Raw genomic sequence first — 22,004 nt, 5'->3', positions numbered from 1 at the left:
ACGACATTCATGACCAACGTTCTGGTGACGGGCGGCGCGGGCTATATCGGCTCGCACGCCTGCAAGGCTCTGAAAACGGCGGGCTTTACGCCGGTTACCTTTGATAACCTCGTGACCGGATGGCAGGATGCTGTCCGGTTTGGTCCGTTCGAGCAGGGCGATCTGCTGGATCCCGCGCGTCTGGAAGAAGTGTTTGCAAAGTGGCAGCCCGAGGCTGTTATGCATTTTGCCGCGCTGAGCCAGGTTGGCGAGAGCATGAAAGAACCTGGGCTCTACTGGCGCAACAACGTTCAGGGCTCCCTCAATCTGATTGAGGCTGCGACCAGCGCAGGGTGCCGCAACTTTGTATTTTCCTCGACCTGCGCGACCTATGGCGATCAGGATAACGTGGTTCTGGACGAGAACAGCGCTCAGCATCCGATCAATGCCTATGGTGCATCCAAACGCGCAATCGAGGATATTCTGCGTGATTATGAGGTGGCTTTTGGCCTCAGTCATGTGATCTTCAGATATTTCAACGTCGCCGGTGCGGACCCTGAGGGCGAGGTGGGAGAGTTCCACCAGCCAGAGACGCATCTGATCCCGCTGTTGCTGGACGCCATTGATGGCAAGCGCGACGCGCTGACGATTTTTGGGACAGACTATGATACACCGGACGGCACATGCATCCGCGACTATGTGCATGTTTGCGATCTGGTGGATGCCCATGTTCTGGGGCTGAAATGGCTGCAGGACGGCAAGGGGTCACGCGTGTTCAACCTGGGCACGGGCAGTGGTTTCTCGGTGCGCGAGGTGATGGACCACAGCCGCAGCGTCACCAACAGACCGGTGCCGTTCAAAGAGGGCGACCGTCGTCCGGGTGATTGCACCCGGCTGGTGTCAGGCTCAACCCGGGCAGAGAGCGAGTTGGGCTGGACGCCGTCGCGCTCCACACTGGACACGATGATTACAGACGCCTGGCGCTGGCATCAAAGCGGGCACTATGAAAAGTAACCTTTGCAGAGGCCCCATGCGGTCCTGATCAGAGGGGTATAGGGTGTCAGGCCGGTCGGTTCCGGCCCGATGTATACCTGGCCTGTTGCGCAATAAGCGGCAGTGGCGGGTATTTGGCTTCTGACAGGCCTACGGCGCACACAAGAACAGACAGAACAGATTCCTCCGGGTGATGAGCCTGTCTGCGCGGCGCGCAACTCAATGCTCAGATTGCCCTGATTCTCGAAGCACCACCGTGGGCCGGGTGTGGATCATTCCCTGTTTAAGGGCAGCGATGACGATGATGGTGCACTGGTCCGGTTGGCGGCACCGCCCTTTCCTGCATTGTGGAGCCTGGCCGTGCGCGGTTGTCTGTCTTGTCTTCCGGGTATCTCAGCGTGTATTCGCGCCCATCAATGCCGGCCGCTTTTCAGGAACCAACGCCGCACCCCGAACCGGCACGCGATGTTTCAGCAGCGGCACTGGTTTTCGCAGGATGTCTGACACGCAGAAATCGCGCCGGATAGCCCTGCCGCACATGCGCCAGACTGTCTGAGTCTTGATTTCCAAGCGTGCAAGCCGTCAGGCAGCCTGATCAGCCTCGTTTGACGTCAGAATTGTAAAGAGCGTTGCCGGGTTCGGATTGGCACGCAGCTTTGCACAGATCCCAGGATTACGCAGTGTGCGCGAGACCAGGGCGAGTGCCTTGAGATGTTCCACACCTGCGTCTTCGGGCGCCAGCAGGCCAAAGGCGATGTCCACAGGCTGCCGGTCGACGGAATTGAAGTCGATGGGCTTGTCCAGAAGGACGAAAACACCCACCACAGAGTCGATCCGGGATGTGCGGGCGTGCGGCAGCGCCACACCATACCCAACACCTGTTGGGCCAAGTGCCTCACGCGCCAGAAGCGCGTCCAGAATCTCTGCGGATGGCAGGCCATAAGCCTGCTCGGCAAGATCACCGAGATCCTGCATCAGACGCTTTTTACTGGAGGCCGAGGTTAAAACTTTCACGGCCTCCGGTTTAAGGAGGGTCTCAAAATCCATAAAGCTCGCACATGCTATGCCCGGGTTTCCCGCGCGGGTTTATCCTACTGAGGGTCGATCCATCCGATGTTGCCGTCCTCGCGGCGGTATACGACGTTCAATCCCTTTTTGCTCTCATTGCGGAAAACAAGGACAGGAGCACCTGCAATCTCCATCTGCATCACGGCTTCTCCGACAGAGAGAGATGGGATTTTGGTTTCCATCTCGGCCACGATCATGGGCTGCAGTGTCTCCGGCTCATTTTCTTCCGAGTCGGTTTCTGAAGCGAGGATATATGAGGAGCCACCGTAAATTTCAACCGGTTCTGACCGATCTTTATGATGATCTTTCAACCTGCGCTTGTAGCGGCGGAGTTGTTTTTCCATTTTTTCGCAACAGGCGTCAAAGGCGGCGTAGATTTCTGTCTGATGCGCCTTTGCCTGCGCCGTCAGACCGGTAGACAGATGCACTGTCGCTTCACAGACGTATTCATGCGCTGATCTGGAAAACACCACGACGGCTTCTGTCGGACGCTCTGCATATTTCTTTACGGACACGCCAAGTTCTTCTTTGACGTGGGTTTGCAGGGCCTCACCAATGTCGATTTGTTTTCCGCTGATCTGATATCGCATATTTTCTCCTTCGTGTAACGAACTCCGCCAGCATCCGGTACAGACATACCGGAACGAACTTTAACGGATATTCAGAAAATAGCCTGTGGCCAGGTTGTTGTCCTTTACTCCCTGCTGCGCGGGGCGATGATCCAAAAGACAGAGCCGGATACATGACATGTCCCCATTGAGCCCGAAAAGGCGGCAAGGAGTCAAATAAAACACCACTGATTTTACTGAAAAAATGGTTAACGCAGCTCAGTACGCGTTAAGAAATACGAAAGTTGTCACCCAGGTAAACACGTCTGACGTTTTCGTTCTGAACCACATCATCCGGGGTGCCCGACATCAGCACCTGGCCTTCGTGCAGGATATATGCGCGGTCAACAATCTCCAGCGTTTCCCGGACGTTGTGATCTGTGATCAGCACGCCGATCCCGCGTTTTTTCAGGTCTGCAACCAGATGCCGGATATCGCCCACAGAGATCGGATCGACCCCGGCAAAGGGTTCGTCCAGCAGCAGGTAACGCGGGTTAGCGGCCAGCGATCTGGCGATTTCGACGCGCCGCCGCTCCCCTCCCGACAGTGCCAGCGCCGGCGCGCGCCGCAGGTGCTCGATAGAGAACTCGCTGAGCAGTTCTTCGAGCCGCTCACGTCGTTTGTGTCTGTCTTTTTCAGCAATATCCAGAATCGCAGAGATATTGTCCTGAACAGAAAGACCGCGGAAAATGCTCATCTCCTGCGGCAGGTATCCGATACCCATCTGCGCCCGCCGGTACATCGGCAGTCTCGTGACGTCCTGACCATCGATGGTGACGGACCCGCCTTCGGGTGTCACCAGGCCGGCAATCGCGTAAAAAGTCGTTGTCTTGCCCGAACCGTTGGGGCCCAGCAGGGCCGCCACTTCGCCGCGTTCCAGATACATGGAAAAGTCGCGGATGACGGTTTTGCGGCGGTAGGATTTGCGCAGATGCTCGACCCGCAGGCCTGCGGATCCTTCTGCCACGGTGAGCTCCGGCCGGGTCATCAGTTTTCGCCGGTTTGCAGAACAGTTCTGATGTTCCCGGTCATGCGGGCGGTTCCCTCATCGAGCTGGACTGTCATCTTGTCCGCGGACAAAACAGCAGCACCCTGAACCAGCAGCACATCGCCTGTCATGACAATCGAACCGTTGTCGATGTCATAATTCGCAACCTGTGATTCTGCCGCATCCTCACCCGATACCAGAGTCACACCGCCGGTCGCCTCGAGCCGCTCAATGCCTTGTGTTTCTTCTTTGTAGACCACCAGAACACGTGGCGCGGACAGGCGCATTTCACCCTGCGAAATCACAACATTATCGGTGAAAACGGCTGATCCTGTTTCCTGATCAACGGCCAGATTGTCCGCGGTGACCTCAACAGGCAGGTCTTTGGATTGCTGCAGAGATCCAAAAGCAACCTGCGCACCCTGGGCGCTGAGCGATGTTGCAGAAACCAGAACGGTCAGGGAAATGGCAATCAGTCTTGAAACATTCACGGGGTTAATCTTTCACCTCTTTGGGCTGATATAGCAGTTTAACACCATTTGTGAAAACCATTTGGGCGTTGTTGTCCGGACCAGTGGCGCGCAGGTGCATTGCGCCCGCCACCAGATCGCCGCCGGGGGTGACCGCAGACACGGTTTCGGGTGATCTGACGTCCAGTTCGGTGACCCGTGCTGTCAGCAACTGGCTGCGCACCTGATATCCTTGCGATGTGGTCAGAACAACATTTCCGGTCAGCTCCGCCACGTCTTCGGACAGCTGCACAGAGGCACTGTTGGATTTTACGGTGACACCGGTGCCGTTGATCATATCGATCCGGACAAAGACATCCTCGGCCCGCGTCTCGCCCACCAGCGCCTGCGGGCTAGTGACCGTCTCTGCAATAAACGCGATCTGGTCACCGTCAGCTGTCGTTCCGGAATAATAGGGCCCGCTGACCTGCTGGTTGGCCAGTCTGGTCTGCACATCCTCATCCGCAAAGGGAATTGAACTGGTCGGGTTTACGGATCGCGACAGCAAAAACAGAGTGGACAGAATACCAAGCGCCATCAGTGGCAGGGCAACTTTCAGCCAGGCAACCCACTGTGAATACCGGTCCCCCTGCATCCCGCGTCACCCGAGCCCGACGCGCAGGCAGTCGTGAATGTGAATGAGACCGGCGACAGTATCGGGCGCGTCCGGGTGCACAACGAGCAGGCAGGTGATCTGGCGCGCGTTCATCACGCTGACGGCTTTTTCTGCAAGATCATTCGGGGCGATGGTGACCGGCGAGGGGGTCATGATATCGCGCGCACAGGCATCGGCCAGTTTGTCCAGGTGGCGGCCAATGTCGCCGTTGGTGATGATGCCTGTCAGTTTGCCGGCCTCGCTGGTCACAGCCACGACGCCAAAGCCTTTTTGCCCGATTACGGCGAGTGCCGCGGCAACGGGGACATCTTCGGACACCAGCGGCAGCGCATCGCCTGTGTGCATCAGGTCTTCCACGCGGCTGAGCTGGGCGCCCAGTTTACCGCCAGGGTGAAAGTCACGGAAATTTTCAGGGGTGAATTCGCGGTGCTCCATCAGCGCGATTGCCAGTGCGTCGCCAAGCGCCAGCGTCATCGTTGTGGAATTCGAGGGAACGACGCCGGTGCCGCAGGCCTCTCCCAGCGAGGGCAGAAGGAGGCAGACATCACACTGGCGCCCCAGGCTGCTCTGTTCGTTCCTGGTGATCCCCAGCAATGGGATGTCATAGCGCCGTGAATACGCCACGAGGTTGGCCAGCTCTGGCGCTTCTCCGGAATTGGAAATCGCCAGCACCACGTCAGCCGGGGTAATCATACCCAGATCGCCATGACTGGCTTCTGCCGGATGCACAAACTGTGCGGGCGTGCCGGTACTGGCCAGAGTTGCTGCAATCTTGCGCGAGATGTGACCGGATTTACCGATGCCGGTGACAATGACCCGTCCTTTGCTGTTGAGCAAAAGGTCAACCGCATCCCGGAACCGGCCATCCAGAGCGTCAGCCAGCTGAATAAGCGCGTCAGCCTCGGCGCGTATCACCCGGCGCGCGGTATCAATAAAGGGCGTTTTCATGAATGGGCAAAAATATCCGTATCCGGCCATCCGGCCAGATCCAGCCGGGCGCGCATCGGCAGAAAATCAAAACAGGCCTGCGCCATCTCCATTCTGCCCTCGCGTTCGAGCATGATGTTCAGCGCTTCCCGCAGCTGGTGCAGATACAACACGTCCGATGCCGCATACTCCACCTGGGCATCCGTCAGTGTGTCGGCACCCCAGTCGCTGGACTGCTGCTGTTTTGAGATATCGACAGACAGCAACTCCTGTAAAAGCTTTGCCAGGCCATGACGGTCGGTAAAGGTCCGCACAAGACGGCTGGCGATTTTGGTGCAATAGACCGGTGCAGCCGTTGCACCGAACGCATGGAGCATGGCCGCGATGTCGAAGCGGCCGAAATGGAAAAGCTTCAGAACGGCGGGATCTTCCAGCAAACGGCACAGGTTCGGTGCCTCTGTCTGGCCTATGCTGATCTGCACCAGATGTGCCTTACCATCGCCCCCGGACAGCTGCACGACACAGAGCCTGTCGCGGTGCGGGTTCAGCCCCATGGTTTCGCAGTCGATGGCGACAACCGGTCCAAGGTCCAGGTCATCCGGCAGGTCATTTTTGTATACTGAGTGTGTCATGGCATCCCTATAGCTAACCTTATGTAAGTGCGAAAGGCTGCGGTTTCACCGCCCTGCGCCAAGTTCTGACAGCGAGGGCCGCGAAATCCGCGTCAGCAGTTGCGTCACCAGTCGCCTGCACTCGTGCCCTTTCCAGCCCTCCGGGCACAGAGCCGGTGGCAGCTCGGGATGGCGCAGCAGCAGGCGCCGCCAGGTGTGGACAAGCAGGCAACGCAGAACAGCACGTTCAAGCGGTGGCATGTCCAGGGCGGGGTCAGCCGCCGTAGATATCGTCTCTAACTGTGTGTACAGAGCCTGATATTCCCTGATCAGACGCTCTGGCAAAATGGCGTTCTTCGCCCAGTCCGGCACAGTGTCCCCGGTGAGGATCAGGGTACCAACGGGCGCTTTCGCTGTCGCGCTCCCGGCGTATACACGCGGCGACAGCTGCACAAAACCTGCCACACGCAGGTGATCGCGCGCCTCGGTTCCGTCGGTGATAATAACCTGCCAGTCTTCGGTGAAGTCTGCCGGTTTTGCATAGATGCGCCCGCTGGCGGCGATAGTTTCTTTGCGGCCGTATGCTGTCAGGCTGTGACGGCTGATGCGTCCGGACTTGGCAGAAGTGATCCAGCCGTCCTTGCGCAGACGGTGCAGCGCGACACGTGTTGCCTCCGGGCGGACGCCCATGGCGGTCATGATGTCGGACAGAACGGGCCCGTCAACGGATGCGCCCTCGTCGCGCGCCAGGTCTCCGAAAACAGAAACCAGCAGCGACCAGACCCGTTGCCCACCAAGCTCTGCCAGCGCAGAGATCCAAAGGCTCAGGTCCTCAGAAGGCATTCATAGTAAGCAGCTCATACTCAGCCACGATTGCCGCCTCCTGATTGGTCAGAGTGACATGCCAGCGGACCTCGCCATACTCGGTGTTGCGCGGCGTTTTGGCCCTGACGGTCAGACGCACGGAAATGGCATCGCCAGGCACAACCGGGGCCTTAAAGCGCAGATTGTCCAGGCCGGTGTTGGCAAGCACCGGGCCCGGGTCTGGCTGTACAAACATCCCGGCGGCGAAACTCAGCAGCAGATAACCGTGAGCCACCCGCCCCGGAAAAAAGGGATTGGCGGCCGCGGCCTCCTCATCCATGTGGGCATAGAAGGTGTCACCGGTGAAATGCGCAAAGGTTTCGATGTCTTCCACGGTCACAGTGCGCGGGCCTGCATTCAGGGTCTCGCCAATGGCCAGGTCCCCAAAGGGTCGGGTGAACGGATGCGCTTCTTTTGTTATCTCCTGCGCGCCGGGCGTCCACCTGCCTGTGATGCCGGTCAGAATGTCAGGGCTGCCCTGAAGGGCGGTGCGCTGCATATAGTGCAATACACCGCGGACACCGCCCAACTCCTCACCGCCGCCCGCGCGTCCCGGGCCGCCGTGGATCATATGCGGCAGGGGTGCGCCATGGCCCGTCGACTCGGCCATAGAAGTGCGGTTGTTGAAATAAAGGCGACCGTGAAAGGCAGCAGCCCCCAGCGCAATATCCCGCGCAACCTCTGTGTCGCCGGTGATTACCGATGCCACCAGTGAACCCCGGCCCCTGTTCAGCAGCCGGATCGCATGATCCGTATCCGTGTATCCCATCACCGTGGCCACCGGACCAAATGCTTCGGTGTCATGCACATGCCGGGCCGCGTCGGGGTCAGAGCAGTGAAACAGCATTGGCGGCAGAAACGCGCCGTTCTGTACCGTTTCCCCGATAATGGTAAAGGCTTCAGGGTCGCCCGTGACACGTTCCGCTTCGCTGGCAATGCATGCTGCTTTTTCCAGTACATCGCGTTTCTGGGCGGCAGAGACCAGCGCGCCCATCCGTACGTCATCCAGACGGGGATCGCCGATGGTGGTTTTTTGCAGTCTTTCGGACAGGGCGCTGATCACAGCATCCTCAAGAGCCCTGGGGACGAGGATCCGCCGGACTGCCGTGCATTTCTGCCCGGCCTTCACGGTCATCTCACGGCTCACTTCTTTGACAAAGAGGTCAAATTCAGGCGTGCCCGGTATCGCATCATGTCCCATAACCGACGCATTCAGGCTGTCCTGTTCGGCCATGAACCGGGTGGACTGCGCCATAAGATGCGGGTTGGCGCGCAGTTTCAGCGCGGTATCCGCCGAGCCGGTAAAGCTGACCACATCCTGGCAGTCCAGGTGATCGAGCATATTGCCCAGACCGCCCGTGACCAGCTGCAGCGCGCCGTCGGGCAGCAGTCCGCTCTGCAGGATCAGACGGACACAGGCCTCTGTCACATAGCAGGTCGCTGTCGCCGGTTTCACGATCGAAGGCACCCCCGCGAGCAGGGCAGGCGCAAGTTTTTCCAGCATGCCCCAGACCGGGAAGTTAAAGGCGTTGATCTGTACGGCGACACCCCTGAGCGGTACTGCGATATGCTGCCCCATGAACTGCCCGGAGCGGCTGAGCTGTTCTGTGGCGCCGTCGATATAGACATGACCGTCGGGCATTTCGCGCCGGGCTTTGGAGGCAAAGACCAGCATGGTCCCGATGCCGCCGTCGATGTCGATCAGGTGATCTTTTTGTGTAGCCCCGGTGTCAAAGCTCAGGTCATAGAGGATCTGCCGGTGCTCCCTGAGAAACAGAGCCAGCGCTTTGACCATGCGCGCGCGGTCGTGAAAGGTCATCGTCCTGAGGGCAGGACCACCGGACGCACGTGCCCAGTCCAGCATAGCGTCCGTGTCCAGCGCGTCATTTCCGGCGGTGCAGATCGGCATGCCGGTGATGGCACTGGCGATGGTCCGCGCGCCTGCGCCCGGTGCGATCCATTGCCCAGCGGCAAAGCTGTGAACCTCGGTCAGCGCGCTGTCTTTGGGCATGATGCCTCCCTAATGCGTGTCGTATTCCACGGTGATGCTGTCGCCCAGGGGATAACACTGGCAGGTCAGCACCATACCCTGTTCTACCTCATAGTCTTCGAGCGCATGATTGCTGAGCATTTCGTATTCCCCTTCCAGAACCCGCGCCTTGCAGGTAGAGCAGACGCCCGCCTTGCAGGCAAACGGAGCATCCAGCGCATTGTACAGTGCGGCCTCCAGAACGGACTGATCTTTGGGCATGGTGAAAGACCGGGTGACCCCCTCGACGGTGATACGGGCCTGGGTGCCGGGCTGGTCAGCGGTGCGGGCGGCCAGCTCCTGTCGTGCCAGCCGGCCCTGCTGGCTTTCCGAAAAGAGCTCCATTCTGATCTGATCAGGCGCTAACCCGTGCAGTTTCAGACTGTCGGCAATGGCCAGCATCATCGGCTCCGGCCCGCAGATAAAGGCGGTGTCCACGCCTGATACGTCGATCCAGTGCTCAAAAAGGGCTGTGCATTTGTCCTGATCCACGCGCCCGGTGAAAAGCTCTATGTCTTGCCCGGATTCCAGAATGTGGATAATCGTCAGCCGCCCCATAAAACGGTTTTTCAGGTCCTCCAGCTCCTCGCGGAACATGATCGTGTTCACGGCCCGGTTGGCATAGACCAGCGTAAAGGTTGAATGAGGCTCGCGGACCAATACGGTTTTCAGGATCGACAACACTGGCGTGATGCCCGAGCCACCGGCAAAACCAAGATAGTTTTTCGCCTTTTCCGGCTCTAACGCGGTGAAAAACGCGCCCTGTGGCGGCATCGCCTCCAGTGTGTCACCGACCCTGAGAGCGGTATTGGCAAAGGTGGAAAAGGCGCCGTCCTCAACCCGTTTGATGCCCACCTGCAGAACGCCGTCATCCAGGCCCGAACAGACCGAGTAGTTGCGCCGCAGTTCTGTGCCGTCGAAATCGCGGCGAAACGTCAGGTACTGGCCCTGCGTGAACCGGAAAGCGTCGGGCGCATCAGGCTGCAGTGTCAGCACAACGGCGTCACGGATGGTGTGATGGATGTTGGTCACTGTCAGTGTATGAAATCTGGCCATGTCAGATGCACTTGAAATAATCAAAGGGTTCAAGACAGTCGCAGCAGCGCCACTGGGCCTTGCAGGGGGTAGAACCATACTGGCTGATCCGTTCCACGTTGCCGGATTTGCACTGCGGGCAGTGCGCGGGGCCTCCTGCAGGCTGGGGCGGGGCAATGCCATAGGATTCGAGCCGTTCGCGACCCCGTGCGGTCAGCCAGTCGGTCGTCCAGGCCGGGGACAGCTGTGTTTTCAGACGCAGTTTTTCGATCCCCTGATCGCGCAGTGCCGTTTCGATATCAAGGTTGATGATCCGCGTCGCCGGGCAGCCGGAGTAGGTCGGTGTTACGGTGACCTCCAGCGTGTCGTCCTGCCACGAGACGTCGCGGATGATCCCCAGATCGACCAGACTGATGACCGGAATTTCCGGGTCGGGCACAGCGTCGAGCCATGCCCATACAGTCTCTGTCAAAGGCTTTTCGACTACCATGTGGCATCCGGATAGGCACGTTGCAGCCACTGCATCTGAGCCAGCATGTGACCCAGATGTTCTGAATGCCGGGTGCCGGTTTTCCCGCCCTTGTGTGCGAAATCGCTGTCGGGCCGGACAAGCGTTGCCTCGGCCAGGACCTTGCCGACCTGCTCATCAAAACCTGATCGCAGCTTTGCCGGGTCGGGCGCTGTGCCCTGCCGGGCCAGGGCCGCATCGACGGCATCGCCTGCGAACATCTCGCCCACAAAGGGCCACAGGCGGTCGAGCGCTGCCTGCATCCGCGCATGGCTTTCTTCGGTCCCGTCGCCCAGACCGATGACCGTGTCGGTGGCGCGGTCCAGGTGGTAGCTCACTTCCTTGAGTGATTTTTCAGCGATGGCGCTGATCCGTGCATCGGAACTTTCTGTCAGCCCGGTCAGATACAGCCGGTGCCAGCTGTCAAAAAGAAACTGGCGCATCATGGTCTGCCCGAAATCGCCGTTCGGCTGCTCGACCAGAAAAAGGTTGCGGAAATCCCAGACGTCGCGCCGGAATGCCAAAGCGTCCGCGTCGCGGCCCCTGCCCTCAACCTCACCTGCGAGGTTCAGCCAGAGCGTCGTCTGGCCAATCAGGTCAAGTGCGGTATTGGCCAGCGCGATGTCTTCTTCGAGTACGGGCGCTGTCCCACACCATTCGGACACCCGGTGGCCCAGTACCAGCGTGTTGTCGCCCATGCGGCACAGGAATTCAAAGAGCGGATCGCTCACATCGCCCCCGCATCATCGGGAATGTCGTAAAAGGTCGGGTGGCGGTAGATCTTGTCGTTTGAGGGCTCATAAAGTGGCCCCTTCTCATCCGGAGAGGAGGCCGCAATGGCGCTGGCCTCGACCACCCAGATGCTGACGCCCTCGTTCCGGCGGGTGTATACATCGCGGGCGTTCTTGATTGCGCCTTCGGCGTCTGCGGCATGCAGGGAGCCGACGTGGCGGTGGCTCAGACCATGCTGACCACGGATGAACACTTCCCAGAGGGGCCATTCATTTTGCATCTGTCTACTCCGCCGCCAGTTTGCGGGCTTTTTTCTTTTCGGCGTGTGCCATCAGCCCGTCACGGACCCAGGCGCCGTCATCCCAGGCTTTGTTGCGTGCTTCCAGCCGTTCCTTTGAGCAGGGGCCGTTGCCATTCAGCACGTCAAAAAATTCCTCCCAGTCCGGCTCGGAAAAGTCGTAATGCCCGCGCTCTTCGTTCCATTTCAGATGCGCGTCCGGAACAGTAAGGCCCAGGTATTCGGCCTGTGGAACGGTCTGGTCGACGAATTTCTGACGCAGCTCGTCATTGGTGTTCATCTTGATTTTCCACGCCATGTTCTGCGCGGAATGCACGGAGTTTTCGTCCGACGGCCCGAACATCATGAGGGACGGATACCAGAAGCGGTTGAGGGCATCCTGCGCCATTTTTCGCTGGGCCTCTGTGCCGCTGGCCATCTTCATCATGATGTCAAAGCCCTGACGCTGGTGAAAGGATTCCTCCTTGCAGATGCGGACCATGGCGCGGGCATAGGGCCCGTATGACGTGCGCTGTAATGGCACCTGGTTCATGATCGCGGCGCCATCGACCAGCCAGCCGACGGCCCCCATATCCGCCCATGTCAGGGTCGGATAATTGAAGATAGACGAGTACTTCATTTTGCCCGAAAGCAGATCGCGCGTCAGGTCATCGCGGCTGACGCCCAGGGTTTCGGCCGCGCAATAGAGGTACAGCCCGTGGCCTGCCTCGTCCTGCACTTTGGCCAGCAGGATCGCCTTGCGTTCCAGTGTCGGCGCGCGGGTGATCCAATTGCCTTCGGGCAGTTGTCCCACGATCTCGGAATGGGCGTGCTGACCGATCTGGCGGATCAGTGTTTTGCGATAGCCCTCGGGCATCCAGTCGCGTGGTTCAATCTTGCCGCCTGCATCAATCCGTTCCTGAAAGGCACGTTCCTGCGGGTCCATCTCGTCCAGGGATTTCACTGTTTTGCCAGTGGATTTGATCATCTGTGCATACATCGTTCAGGCCCTTTCCAGAATAAGCGCGACACCCTGACCAACGCCCACGCACATGGTGCACAGTGCATAGCGCCCGCCGGTGCGTTTCAGCTGGTAGGCGGCGGTCATTACCAGGCGCGCGCCGGACATGCCCAGCGGATGCCCGAGCGCAATTGCACCACCGTTAGGGTTCACGTGAGGCGCATCATCCGCCACCCCCAGCGCCCGCAGTGTGGCAAGCCCCTGGGCGGCAAAGGCCTCGTTCAGCTCTATCACATCCATCTGATCGATGCTCAGGCCTGCGCGCTCCAGTACTTTGCGGCAGGCGGGCACCGGTCCAATGCCCATGACGCGCGGTTCCACACCGGCGGCTGACATGGCGACGATACGCGCCATCGGCGTCAGACCGTTCTTTTCGGCTGCCGCCTCTGATGCGATCAGCATAGCCGCCGCGCCATCGTTTACGCCCGAGGCATTGCCTGCGGTGACAGTGAGATCCGGGCCGTTTATCCCGCGCAGCCCTGCCAGTTTGTCCGGGGTTGTGCCGGGCCGGGGATGTTCGTCTTCGCGGATTTCCAGCGGATCGCCTTTGCGCCGGGGGATGATCACGGGCACGATCTCCTCGGCGAAATGACCGGCCTTTTGAGCGGCTTCCCAGCGCGCCTGGCTGCGCGCGGCAAAGGCATCCTGATCCTCGCGCCCCACATTGTACTCAGCGGCCACGTTGTCAGCGGTCTGCGGCATGGAATCGATGCCAAAACCGGATTTCATCTTTGGGTTCACGAACCGCCAGCCAATCGTCGTATCGTACACCGCATTGGCGCGGCTGAAGGCCGTGTCCGCCTTGGGCATGACAAAGGGCGCGCGGCTCATGCTTTCGACACCGCCGGCGATGGCCATATCCATATCACCGGCACGAATGGCACGGGAGACAGCGCCAACCGCATCCATGCCGGAGGCACAGAGGCGGTTGAGTGTCATCCCCGGCACATCGACGGGCAGGCCGGCAAGAAGTGCTGCCATACGCGCGACGTTGCGGTTGTCCTCGCCCGCCTGATTTGCGCAGCCGTACACAACGTCGTCCAGTGCCGCCCAGTCCACATCCGGGTTGCGCGCGATCAGTGCTGCAATCGGGGCTGCCGCCAGATCGTCGGCGCGCACCTGGGACAGGCTGTCGCCGTAGCGACCGATGGGGGTGCGCTGCGCGTCACAGATGAATGCCTGCATTAAGTCCTCCGTTTCGTCCGGACTCTACGGCAGCGCGCGATTCGACGCAATATTTACGTTACTGTTTTTGGGAAGTTTACTTGGATACGTAACGCTTTTGTGGGAGCTGCACAGTCAGGATGCGCAGGAGTCCACCAGTGCCCGAACAGTTTCGCCCGTTTCTCCCAGTGCCGCGTCCGCACTGTCGCTTCGCGTATCGCAGGTTTTTCCGGCCTTCTTGTCCCCGGCCTGCCGGGCAATATTCTGAATATCGTTCACGGCTTTCTGAACACCCCGGCAGATACTGCCAAGCTGGGCGACACGGTCGGCACTGTTGGCGCAGAAAAGCTCGCTTTTGCGGGCGGCGTCGAACATGGAAACCAGGTTCTGCAATTGCATATCTGCCAGCGCCGAGAAAAAGCGGATATCGTCAAACACCAGGCGGCTTTCATCCTGATCGGTTTGCTGCAGCACCTGAAATGTCGTGCCAACGACCCGGCTGCCACCATTTTCCAGAGGCACATGCTGAAGGCATGTATCCCAGTGCATCACGCCCGACGGCAGCGTCAGGCTTTCGTAAAAGCGCATATCTGTATCGGCATCCGCACAGTCTGCATACAGTTGCCCGGTGCATTCAGCTTCGTCGCCGGGCAGAAATTCTCCGAGAGCAGCGCCGCGAATATGCGCCGCATCCAGACCGGATGCATCCTGGTGCGCTGCGTTGATGCAAACCATGCGAAACGGGGCACCCCGCGAGGCACGTTCTGCAGCAAACATCGGCACATGAAATTGGTTGAAAAAAGCCGCCAGCTGGTTTGCGGATTGGGTGTTTAACATTATTCCTCACAAAAAACAGGTCCTCTCAGGGTGCCTGATTTCCGTTAGCAGAGCCTTAACTATTCATTTTGGATTTTAACGAGGAAAGCCCACGGGCTTTGTGTTGAAAGACAGAAAAACAACTTTTTAGCAACGGGTTAGTACGCAATTCGGGGCATCGTTATACATCTGAGAACAGTCTGTGCACAGCCGGTGCCCCGGCGTTTGAGGTTAATCGGGCAAATCGACCCATGCCGAATTGCGCGAGGATGACCGCACGCAGGCGTCGACAAATTGCATCCCTTTCAGCCCGTCCAGTATGCCGGGATAAGTCACCTCTGCCGCAGGTTCCCGGCCCTCGCGTTTCGCCGCAATCGCCTCAGCGGCCTCGGAATAGATATTTGCGAACCCTTCCAGATAGCCTTCGGGATGTCCGGGCGGGACGCGGCTCATCCGGGCCGCTGCGTCACCGGCACCAGCGCCGTTCCGGGTGATAAGGCGTTTCGGCTCTCCCAGCGGGGTGAACCAGAGCTGGTTGGGGTTTTCCTGTGACCATTCCAGGCCACCCTTTTCGCCGTAGACTCTCAGGCGCAGCGCGTTTTCGTTGCCCGGCGCGACCTGGCTGCACCACAGCATCCCGCGCGCGCCGCCCCGGAAACGCAGCATCACATGTCCGTTGTCATCCAGCTGGCGTCCGGACACAAAGGCCTGCAGATCGGCGGCCAGGCTTTCAACGGTCAGACCGGTCACGAAACAGGCCAGATTATGCGCATGCGTGCCAATGTCGCCGGTTGATCCTCCGGCACCGGAGCGTTCGGGATCCGTACGCCAGGCGGCCTGTTTGAAATCCTGTTCCTCGCTCAGCCAGTCCTGCGGGTATTCCACCTGCACCACGCGTATTGCGCCGATATCGCCTGCGCTGATCATCTCGCGCGCCTGGCGCACCATGGGGTAGCCCGTGTAGTTGTGGGTCAGCACAAAGAGGGCATCCGAGCTCTCCACCGCTTTCACGAATTTGCGCGCGTCCGCCATTGTCGAGGTCAGCGGTTTGTCGCAGATCACGTGGATGCCGCGTTTCAGGAACTCGCGCGCGGCGGCAAAATGCACGTGATTGGGGGTGACGATGGCCACCGCCTCGATCCCGTTTTTCAGGCGCGCTTCACGGATCGCCATCTGTTTGTAGTCGTCGTAAATCCGGTCCTCTGGCAGTCCGATTGCCTGCCCGGAAGCGCGTGACTTTTCCGGCGTCGAGGACAGCGCACCTGCCACCAGCTCATAGCGGTCGTCGATGCGGGATGCGATGCGGTGGACGGCTCCGATAAAGGCGTCGTTGCCGCCCCCTACCATGCCCAGTCGAATACGGCTCATATCTTATATCCCCAGCATTTTGCGGTTTGCGGCCTCGTCCGTGCCACCATCAGCAAAGTCGTCAAAGGCCCGTTCGGTGACGCGGATGATGTGGTCAGAGACAAACTGCGCGCCTTCACGTGCGCCGTCCTCGGGGTGTTTGAGGCAGCATTCCCATTCAACCACAGCCCAGCCGTCAAAGTCATTGGCGGCCATTTTGGAAAAGACGGCGGCGAAATCCACCTGGCCGTCGCCCAGGCTGCGGAAACGACCGGCGCGATCGACCCAGGACTGATAGCCGCCGTAAACACCCTGACGCCCGGTCGGATTGAACTCGGCATCCTTGACGTGGAACATCCGGATCCGGTCTTTGTAGATGTCGATGTTGTCGAGATAATCGAGACACTGCAGAACATAGTGCGACGGATCATAAAGCATGTTGCAGCGCGCATGGTTGTCCACACGTTCCAGGAACATCTCAAAGGTCACGCCGTCGTGCAGGTCCTCGCCCGGGTGGATTTCATAGCAGACGTCAACGCCGCAGTCCTCAGCATGATCGAGGATGGGCCGCCAGCGTTTCGCCAGCTCGTCAAAGGCGGTTTCAACCAGGCCCGCCGGGCGCTGCGGCCACGGATACATATAGGGCCAGGCCAGCGCGCCGGAGAATGTCGCGTGCGCACCGATGCCCATATTGGCCGACGCCGACAGCGCCTTTTTCACCTGATCCACGGCCCATTCCTGGCGCGCCTGGGGATTGCCATGCACGGTCGGATCGGCAAAGCCGTCAAAGCCCGCGTCATAGGCCGGGTGTACCGCGACCAGCTGGCCCTGCAGGTGGGTCGACAGTTCGGTGACCTCGACGCCGTTCGCCGCAGCCTGGCCCTTGAAGTCATCGCAATATGTCTTGCTCTCTGCCGCCTGCGCCACATCGAACAGACGCCCGTCCCAGCTGGGCACCTGCACACCCTTGTAGCCGCAGTCTGCGGCCCATCTGGTGATCGCGTCCCACGAATTGAACGGCGCGTCGTCGCCCGCAAACTGCGCCAGAAACAGCGCTGGTCCCTTGATGGTTTTCATGTGTTTTCCTCCTTGTCGCGCACCCGGTCAGGGCGGCAGATTTTCCCTGAGATAAATATCGATGCGGATGCGTTCCTGTGCCGGGTTGATCGGCGTGTCGTCAATGACAGCGCGCATGATGCGCACAGCGCTGCGGACAAGGTGGCCCGCGTCCTGGCTGATGACGGCATCAAAGAGACCGTTACCGAGGGCCGCGCGCGACAGGGGTGTCAGCTCATGCGCGATGATCACCGGTGTCCGGTCCAGCCCGGCGGTCTGCAGGTGGCGGATCAGACCGGCGTTGCCTGCCGCAGATGAGTAGATGCCGACCACTTTATCCGTATGTGCCAGCGTATCCGGCAACAGCCGTTCGATAAGGTCCGGATCGTCCCGCCCCTCAAGCGACGCCAGTACGTTCAGGTGTGGAAAGTCGCGGGCCATAACCTCGTCAAATCCGAGCCGCCGTTCCAGATGGTCCCGCGCCAGCATCGAGCCGGTCAGCACCAGCACGTTGCCCGCCACCGGTGCCAGAAAGCGCCCCATCAGCTGCGCGGCGGTACGCCCGGCGGCAATGTTGTCGATCCCGACGTAGGTGTTCCGCTCTGAGCTGGGGATGTCCGACACAAGCGAAACCACGGAAACGCCGTGCGCCCGCAGGGTAGAGATACTGTCGCGCACAGACGGGGTTTCCGGGCCAAAGACAGCGACGCCGTCGGTCTGTGTGACGTCCACGGCGCTGATCGCCTCGGCCAGGGCCATCGGGTCAAACGCCGGCACTGTGATATGCGAAATCCGGGTGCGTTCGCGCAGCATGCCACCGGCCAGATCGCGGATATGGTCCTCGATCAGAGAGAGGAATTCGTTGTTGGTGGCGGGCAGGATAAACAGAAAACGATAGACCCGCCCGCGCGCAAGGTTGGCTGCCGCCGTATCGCGCACATATCCCAGATCGGCGATGGCGCGGTTGACCTTTTCAACGGTGATTTTCCGCACGCCGGGGCGTTCGTTGAGCACCCGGTCGACGGTCGCAAGACTGACCCGGGCCACACGCGCAATGTCGTTGACCGTAGGCTTCAGCGGATTGTTCTCGCGACCGGCTTTCATGCTGCCCGTGCTATCCTTGTGTTGCGGTGACCAGCCCTTCAAAGAGCCGGGCAACAGCTTCGGCGCCCGGGTCGTTGTGCCCGATCAGGTTTTCCTCGGGCACGTAGGAGGCGCGCCCGGCCTTGGCCCGTCCGATTGAGGCTGTTGCGTCTGCGCCTGTGCGTGCGGCCTGTGCCGCTGCGGGGAAGCCAGCCGACAGGGCATTCAGCGCTGGCTCAAGCGCGTCAATCATCGTGCGGTCGCCCGCGCGCGCACCGCCTACTTCGCTGATCCGTTCCAGACCTTTGAGCAGTGCCTCATGCGTCGGGTGACCATTGGCACAGGCATCTCCGGCGGCCCCGAAGAATATCGCGAGGATCACACCGGACGATCCCCCCATGGTCTGGCTCAGCTCGTTGCCGACAGCACGGAAAAGCTGTGTGAGATCGGCAAGCGGCATCCGGTCCAGCGCCGTTTTCAGCGAGCGGGAGGCGGTGGCGAGAGTGCTGCCGGTGTCGCCGTCACCTGATTTCGCATCCAGCAGGTTCAGATCGCTTTCGGCTGCGATGAGCAGATCACAACAGGTCTCGATGATGCCGCGCACCCGCGGATTGTCCGACGGGATCGGTTTGATCGGGCTCAGCCCATCCGGCAGCGGCCTGACCGCCACCTGACCCAGGGGGTGCATCCCCGGCCAGGCAGCCAGGGGTACGGCCCGCGCCAGGCCTGCGCGGCCTGCGTCATCCAGCGGCAGGATCGACACGGAAAACCCATGCATGTCCAGAGAGGTCATCATCGGCGCAGGGCCGATAATGGCCTCGATGCCGCGCGCTTTGGAGGAGGTGGCCAGTGCATGGGTCAGGACCGCCATTTCAAGTGGTGTTGTGCTGCCCAGGTTGTTCAGAAGGGCGACATGCGCAGAGCCATCCAGCCGCGCGCTGAGCTTGTCCAGCACCATGTCCATCGCTGTGACGGCAGTGTCGAAGGTCACCTGTTGCACGCCGGCCTCGCCGTGAATGCCCAGACCCAGCTCGGCCATGCCTTTGGCGATGCGGTCTTCTTTTTCCGAGCCGGGTACGGTGCAGGTATCCAGCGACATGCCGATAGAGGCCATCTCGGCCGTGGCCTTTTCAGCGGCGGCTGTGACGGTTTCCAGATCCGCGCCGTCCTCTGCCAGCGCACCTGCAATCTTGTGCACAAAAAGTGTCCCGGCAACGCCGCGTGCCTGGGGCAGGTCGGGCAGGGCGATGTCATCATCAACGATCACCATCGACACCCTGAGCCCGAAGGCGCGGGCCCGTTCGGCGGCAAGCCCGAAGTTCAGCCTGTCACCGGTGTAGTTTTTCACAATGAGCAGACAGCCCGCTTCGCCCGTAACAGCAAGAATACCGGCCAGCACAGCATCGACCGACGGGGAGGCGAAAACCTCGCCGCAGACGGCGGCGGTCAGCATGCCCTCGCCCACAAAACCGGCGTGTGCGGGCTCGTGACCTGACCCGCCGCCCGAGATGAGCGCGACCTTTGACTTGTCCCAGTCAGCGCGGCACACGACCTTGATATGCGGGTAGCCATCCAGCCTGCAAAGCGCGCCGCCGGATGCGGCCAGCACCCCGTCGATTGCATCGGTGACGAGCGTGTCTTTGGTGTTGATGAACTGCGCCATTGCTCTCTCCCTTCAGTAAATCCGGTCGCCCTGCGCATCAAAGCACAAGGGGTCCCGGGGGGTGATCCGGACGTGCCCGCCGGGTGTGTAGTCCGTATGCGGGTCAGCCAGAGTTGTGATGTTATGTCCGTCCAGTTGCAGGTGCAGACGGCTGTGATCGCCGAGCCGTTCGATACGGCCGATTGTCGCTTCGCGACCTTCGCCCTGGGCGACGTGTTCGGGCCGCAGACCGATCCGGTGTGCGCCTTTTGGGGCGGTGCCGAAAAGATCGGCGGGCAGAATGTTGATGCGCGGCAGACCAAGCCGTGACGCCACATAGACCGAGTTCGGGTTTTCGTAGATGTCGCGCGGCGTGCCGTATTGCACCAGCCGTCCCTCGTTCAGCACGCCCACATGGGTGGCCATGGTCATCGCCTCGATCTGGTCATGTGTCACATAGAGGATCGTGGCACCGAGGCTGGCCTGGATGCGCTTGAGCTCGATCCGCAGATCGGTGCGCAGCTTGGCATCCAGCGAGCTGAGCGGCTCGTCCATCAGATAGACCTGCGGCTCGCGCACCAGGGCCCGCCCGATAGAGACGCGCTGCATCTCGCCGCCCGACAGTGCCGTCGCCTTGTTGTCGAGCTTGTGAGAGATCTGCAGGACAGAGGCGACCTCGTTCACCTTGCGGTCGATCTCGTCCCGCGGGGTTTTCAGGATCGGGGATTTCAGCGGAAATTCCAGGTTTTCGCGCACGGTGAGATGCGGGTAGAGCGAGTATTGCTGAAACACCATGGCCACATCGCGCTGGGCCGGTGTCTCGTCGCGCAGGGGGCGCCCGCCAATGCTGATCTCGCCCGCGTCGAGCTTTTCCAGGCCCGAGATCAGGCGCAGGGTTGTTGTCTTGCCCGCCCCTGTCGGGCCCAGCAGAACCACAAATCCACCATCGGGAATGGTCATGTCGATCTCTGCGACACCGACGGTGTCTCCGAAGGATTTGGAGACACCTTTGAGGACGACCTCAGCCATTGGAAAGCACCTCGTGGTTCAGGTCGGACACCAGGGCCTGACCGGAGTTTTTGTCAAAGAGCGTGATGGTGGCAGGATCAAATCCAAGGCCGATTGTTTCGCCCACGGTGGCCTTTTTCCCCGCGGGGACACGGGCTTTGAGATCACCGTTGGGCGTATCAAGCGTGATGATCTGGGTGGTCCCGAGGTATTCTGTTGCCAGGACCTCGCCCCGGTAGGTGCCGCTGTCAGAGAGGGCAACATGCTCGGGCCGGACCCCAAAGACCAGACTGCCCGTTGCGCCCTGCCGCTGGCGCGGTATCCCCAGCGCCTGGCCATTCATCTCGACGCTCTGAGCGCCCTCGCCGACGGTGCCCTCGAACGCCAGAAAGTTCATCGACGGCGAGCCGATGAAGTCGGCGACGAACATTGTGGCGGGTTTGTCATAGATCTCCTGGGGGGTGCCGAACTGCTCGACCACAGCGTTGTTCATCACCACGATCTTGTCGCCCATCTGCATCGCCTCGAGCTGATCGTGGGTCACGTAAACGGTGGTCGCGTTCATGCGGTCGTGCAGGGCGCGCAGCTCTTCGGACATATGTTCGCGGAATTCCGCATCGAGCGCGCCGAGCGGCTCGTCCATCATAAAAGCCTTTGGATCCCGTACGATAGCACGCCCGAGTGCCACGCGCTGACGGTCACCGCCGGAGAGACCGCCCACCGGTTTTTTCAGAATATCGCGGATGCCCAGGATGCCCGCGACCTCGTCCACCTTGTCGCGCACAGCGGCGCGTTTCATGCCCTGGCTGACCAGCGGATAGCTGAGGTTTTTGTAGACGTTCATATGCGGGTAGAGGGCGAACATCTGGAACACAAAGGCGATGTCGCGCTGGCTGGGGGGCTTCTGGCTGATCTCTTCGCCGTCGAGATAAATTTCGCCCGAGGTGGGCAGCTCCAGGCCCGCAATCATGCGCAGTGTTGTGGTCTTGCCGCAGCCCGAGGGGCCCAGCAGCATAAAGAATTCACCGTCCTCGATGGTAAAGGAGCTTTCCTTTACCGCCGTGAAATCCCCGAATTCCTTGCGGACGTTTTTGATAATTATCTGCGCCATTATATGCTCTGC

23 protein-coding genes are annotated in these 22,004 nt (G+C 60.3%); 1 reads left to right on the top strand and 22 read right to left on the bottom strand.

Going from position 1 to position 22,004, the window contains the following annotated elements:
• Window positions 1–9: 9 nt before the first annotated feature.
• Window positions 10–993: a UDP-glucose 4-epimerase GalE gene (galE, locus tag Q1A34_RS08225; RefSeq protein ID WP_300032900.1), complete on the top strand. Its 984-nt coding sequence runs from the start codon at window positions 10–12 to the stop codon at window positions 991–993.
• 561 nt (window positions 994–1,554) lie between these two features.
• Here the strand turns inward: galE and Q1A34_RS08220 are convergent.
• The 22 genes from Q1A34_RS08220 to Q1A34_RS08115 all read right to left on the bottom strand — a co-directional run bounded on the left by Q1A34_RS08220 (window position 1,555) and on the right by Q1A34_RS08115 (window position 21,992).
• Window positions 1,555–2,019: a PTS sugar transporter subunit IIA gene (locus Q1A34_RS08220; protein ID WP_300032898.1), complete on the bottom strand. Its 465-nt coding sequence runs from the start codon at window positions 2,017–2,019 to the stop codon at window positions 1,555–1,557.
• Window positions 2,020–2,063: 44 nt separating this feature from the next.
• The gene (gene raiA / locus Q1A34_RS08215) at window positions 2,064–2,630 is read right to left on the bottom strand and encodes a ribosome-associated translation inhibitor RaiA (protein ID WP_300032896.1); all 567 of its coding nucleotides are present in this window, start codon (window positions 2,628–2,630) and stop codon (window positions 2,064–2,066) included.
• A 247-nt stretch (window positions 2,631–2,877) separates the two neighbouring features.
• Complete coding sequence (gene lptB, locus Q1A34_RS08210) at window positions 2,878–3,636, bottom strand: LPS export ABC transporter ATP-binding protein (RefSeq protein WP_300032894.1); 759 nt, start codon at window positions 3,634–3,636, stop codon at window positions 2,878–2,880.
• Window positions 3,636–4,127 carry an LptA/OstA family protein gene (locus Q1A34_RS08205; protein ID WP_300032892.1) on the bottom strand — a complete coding sequence of 164 codons (492 nt, stop codon included), beginning with the start codon at window positions 4,125–4,127 and terminating at the stop codon, window positions 3,636–3,638. Before Q1A34_RS08205 ends, lptB begins: the two co-directional genes overlap by 1 nt.
• Window positions 4,128–4,131: 4 nt before the next feature.
• On the bottom strand, window positions 4,132–4,740 hold the full coding sequence (locus Q1A34_RS08200; RefSeq protein ID WP_300032890.1) for a hypothetical protein: 609 nt from the start codon (window positions 4,738–4,740) through the stop codon (window positions 4,132–4,134).
• 6 nt (window positions 4,741–4,746) lie between these two features.
• Window positions 4,747–5,709 (bottom strand): KpsF/GutQ family sugar-phosphate isomerase, encoded by a 963-nt coding sequence (locus Q1A34_RS08195; protein WP_300032888.1) that lies wholly within the window; start codon window positions 5,707–5,709, stop codon window positions 4,747–4,749.
• Window positions 5,706–6,320 (bottom strand): ribonuclease D, encoded by a 615-nt coding sequence (locus Q1A34_RS08190; RefSeq protein ID WP_300032886.1) that lies wholly within the window; start codon window positions 6,318–6,320, stop codon window positions 5,706–5,708. Before Q1A34_RS08190 ends, Q1A34_RS08195 begins: the two co-directional genes overlap by 4 nt.
• 45 nt (window positions 6,321–6,365) lie before the next feature.
• Window positions 6,366–7,142: a PaaX family transcriptional regulator C-terminal domain-containing protein gene (locus tag Q1A34_RS08185; RefSeq protein WP_300032884.1), complete on the bottom strand. Its 777-nt coding sequence runs from the start codon at window positions 7,140–7,142 to the stop codon at window positions 6,366–6,368.
• On the bottom strand, window positions 7,132–9,174 hold the full coding sequence (gene paaZ, locus Q1A34_RS08180) for a phenylacetic acid degradation bifunctional protein PaaZ (RefSeq protein WP_300032882.1): 2,043 nt from the start codon (window positions 9,172–9,174) through the stop codon (window positions 7,132–7,134). Before paaZ ends, Q1A34_RS08185 begins: the two co-directional genes overlap by 11 nt.
• Before the next feature lie 9 nt (window positions 9,175–9,183).
• On the bottom strand, window positions 9,184–10,248 hold the full coding sequence (locus Q1A34_RS08175; protein WP_300032880.1) for a 2Fe-2S iron-sulfur cluster-binding protein: 1,065 nt from the start codon (window positions 10,246–10,248) through the stop codon (window positions 9,184–9,186).
• Window position 10,249: 1 nt separating this feature from the next.
• Window positions 10,250–10,717: a 1,2-phenylacetyl-CoA epoxidase subunit PaaD gene (paaD, locus tag Q1A34_RS08170; RefSeq protein WP_300032878.1), complete on the bottom strand. Its 468-nt coding sequence runs from the start codon at window positions 10,715–10,717 to the stop codon at window positions 10,250–10,252.
• Complete coding sequence (gene paaC / locus Q1A34_RS08165; protein ID WP_300034089.1) at window positions 10,711–11,433, bottom strand: 1,2-phenylacetyl-CoA epoxidase subunit PaaC; 723 nt, start codon at window positions 11,431–11,433, stop codon at window positions 10,711–10,713. The genes paaD and paaC overlap by 7 nt, the downstream gene beginning before the upstream one ends.
• 29 nt (window positions 11,434–11,462) lie before the next feature.
• A complete protein-coding gene (gene paaB, locus Q1A34_RS08160; protein ID WP_300032876.1) occupies window positions 11,463–11,747 on the bottom strand; it encodes a 1,2-phenylacetyl-CoA epoxidase subunit PaaB in 285 nt (94 codons plus the stop codon).
• 4 nt (window positions 11,748–11,751) lie between these two features.
• Window positions 11,752–12,744 carry a 1,2-phenylacetyl-CoA epoxidase subunit PaaA gene (paaA, locus tag Q1A34_RS08155; RefSeq protein WP_300032874.1) on the bottom strand — a complete coding sequence of 331 codons (993 nt, stop codon included), beginning with the start codon at window positions 12,742–12,744 and terminating at the stop codon, window positions 11,752–11,754.
• Window positions 12,745–12,747: 3 nt separating this feature from the next.
• A complete protein-coding gene (gene pcaF, locus Q1A34_RS08150) occupies window positions 12,748–13,950 on the bottom strand; it encodes a 3-oxoadipyl-CoA thiolase (protein ID WP_300032872.1) in 1,203 nt (400 codons plus the stop codon).
• 114 nt (window positions 13,951–14,064) lie between these two features.
• A complete protein-coding gene (locus Q1A34_RS08145) occupies window positions 14,065–14,664 on the bottom strand; it encodes a hypothetical protein (RefSeq protein ID WP_300032870.1) in 600 nt (199 codons plus the stop codon).
• A gap of 312 nt (window positions 14,665–14,976) precedes the next feature.
• Window positions 14,977–16,113 (bottom strand): Gfo/Idh/MocA family oxidoreductase, encoded by a 1,137-nt coding sequence (locus Q1A34_RS08140; RefSeq protein ID WP_300032869.1) that lies wholly within the window; start codon window positions 16,111–16,113, stop codon window positions 14,977–14,979.
• 3 nt (window positions 16,114–16,116) lie between these two features.
• The gene (locus Q1A34_RS08135; protein ID WP_300032867.1) at window positions 16,117–17,169 is read right to left on the bottom strand and encodes a sugar phosphate isomerase/epimerase; all 1,053 of its coding nucleotides are present in this window, start codon (window positions 17,167–17,169) and stop codon (window positions 16,117–16,119) included.
• Window positions 17,170–17,196: 27 nt separating this feature from the next.
• A complete protein-coding gene (locus tag Q1A34_RS08130) occupies window positions 17,197–18,252 on the bottom strand; it encodes a LacI family DNA-binding transcriptional regulator (RefSeq protein WP_300032865.1) in 1,056 nt (351 codons plus the stop codon).
• Between the two features lie 10 nt (window positions 18,253–18,262).
• A complete protein-coding gene (locus tag Q1A34_RS08125) occupies window positions 18,263–19,894 on the bottom strand; it encodes a dihydroxyacetone kinase subunit DhaK (protein WP_300032863.1) in 1,632 nt (543 codons plus the stop codon).
• A 12-nt stretch (window positions 19,895–19,906) separates the two neighbouring features.
• The gene (locus Q1A34_RS08120; RefSeq protein WP_300032861.1) at window positions 19,907–20,902 is read right to left on the bottom strand and encodes an ABC transporter ATP-binding protein; all 996 of its coding nucleotides are present in this window, start codon (window positions 20,900–20,902) and stop codon (window positions 19,907–19,909) included.
• Complete coding sequence (locus Q1A34_RS08115) at window positions 20,895–21,992, bottom strand: ABC transporter ATP-binding protein (RefSeq protein WP_300032859.1); 1,098 nt, start codon at window positions 21,990–21,992, stop codon at window positions 20,895–20,897. Before Q1A34_RS08115 ends, Q1A34_RS08120 begins: the two co-directional genes overlap by 8 nt.
• Window positions 21,993–22,004 lie beyond the last annotated feature (12 nt).

It is taken from the genome of uncultured Roseobacter sp., assembly GCF_947491795.1.
In the GTDB taxonomy this organism is placed as follows: Bacteria; Pseudomonadota; Alphaproteobacteria; order Rhodobacterales; family Rhodobacteraceae; genus Roseobacter.
Note: the sequence above shows the minus strand (reverse complement) of the source record. Positions and strands in the feature narration are given on the sequence as shown.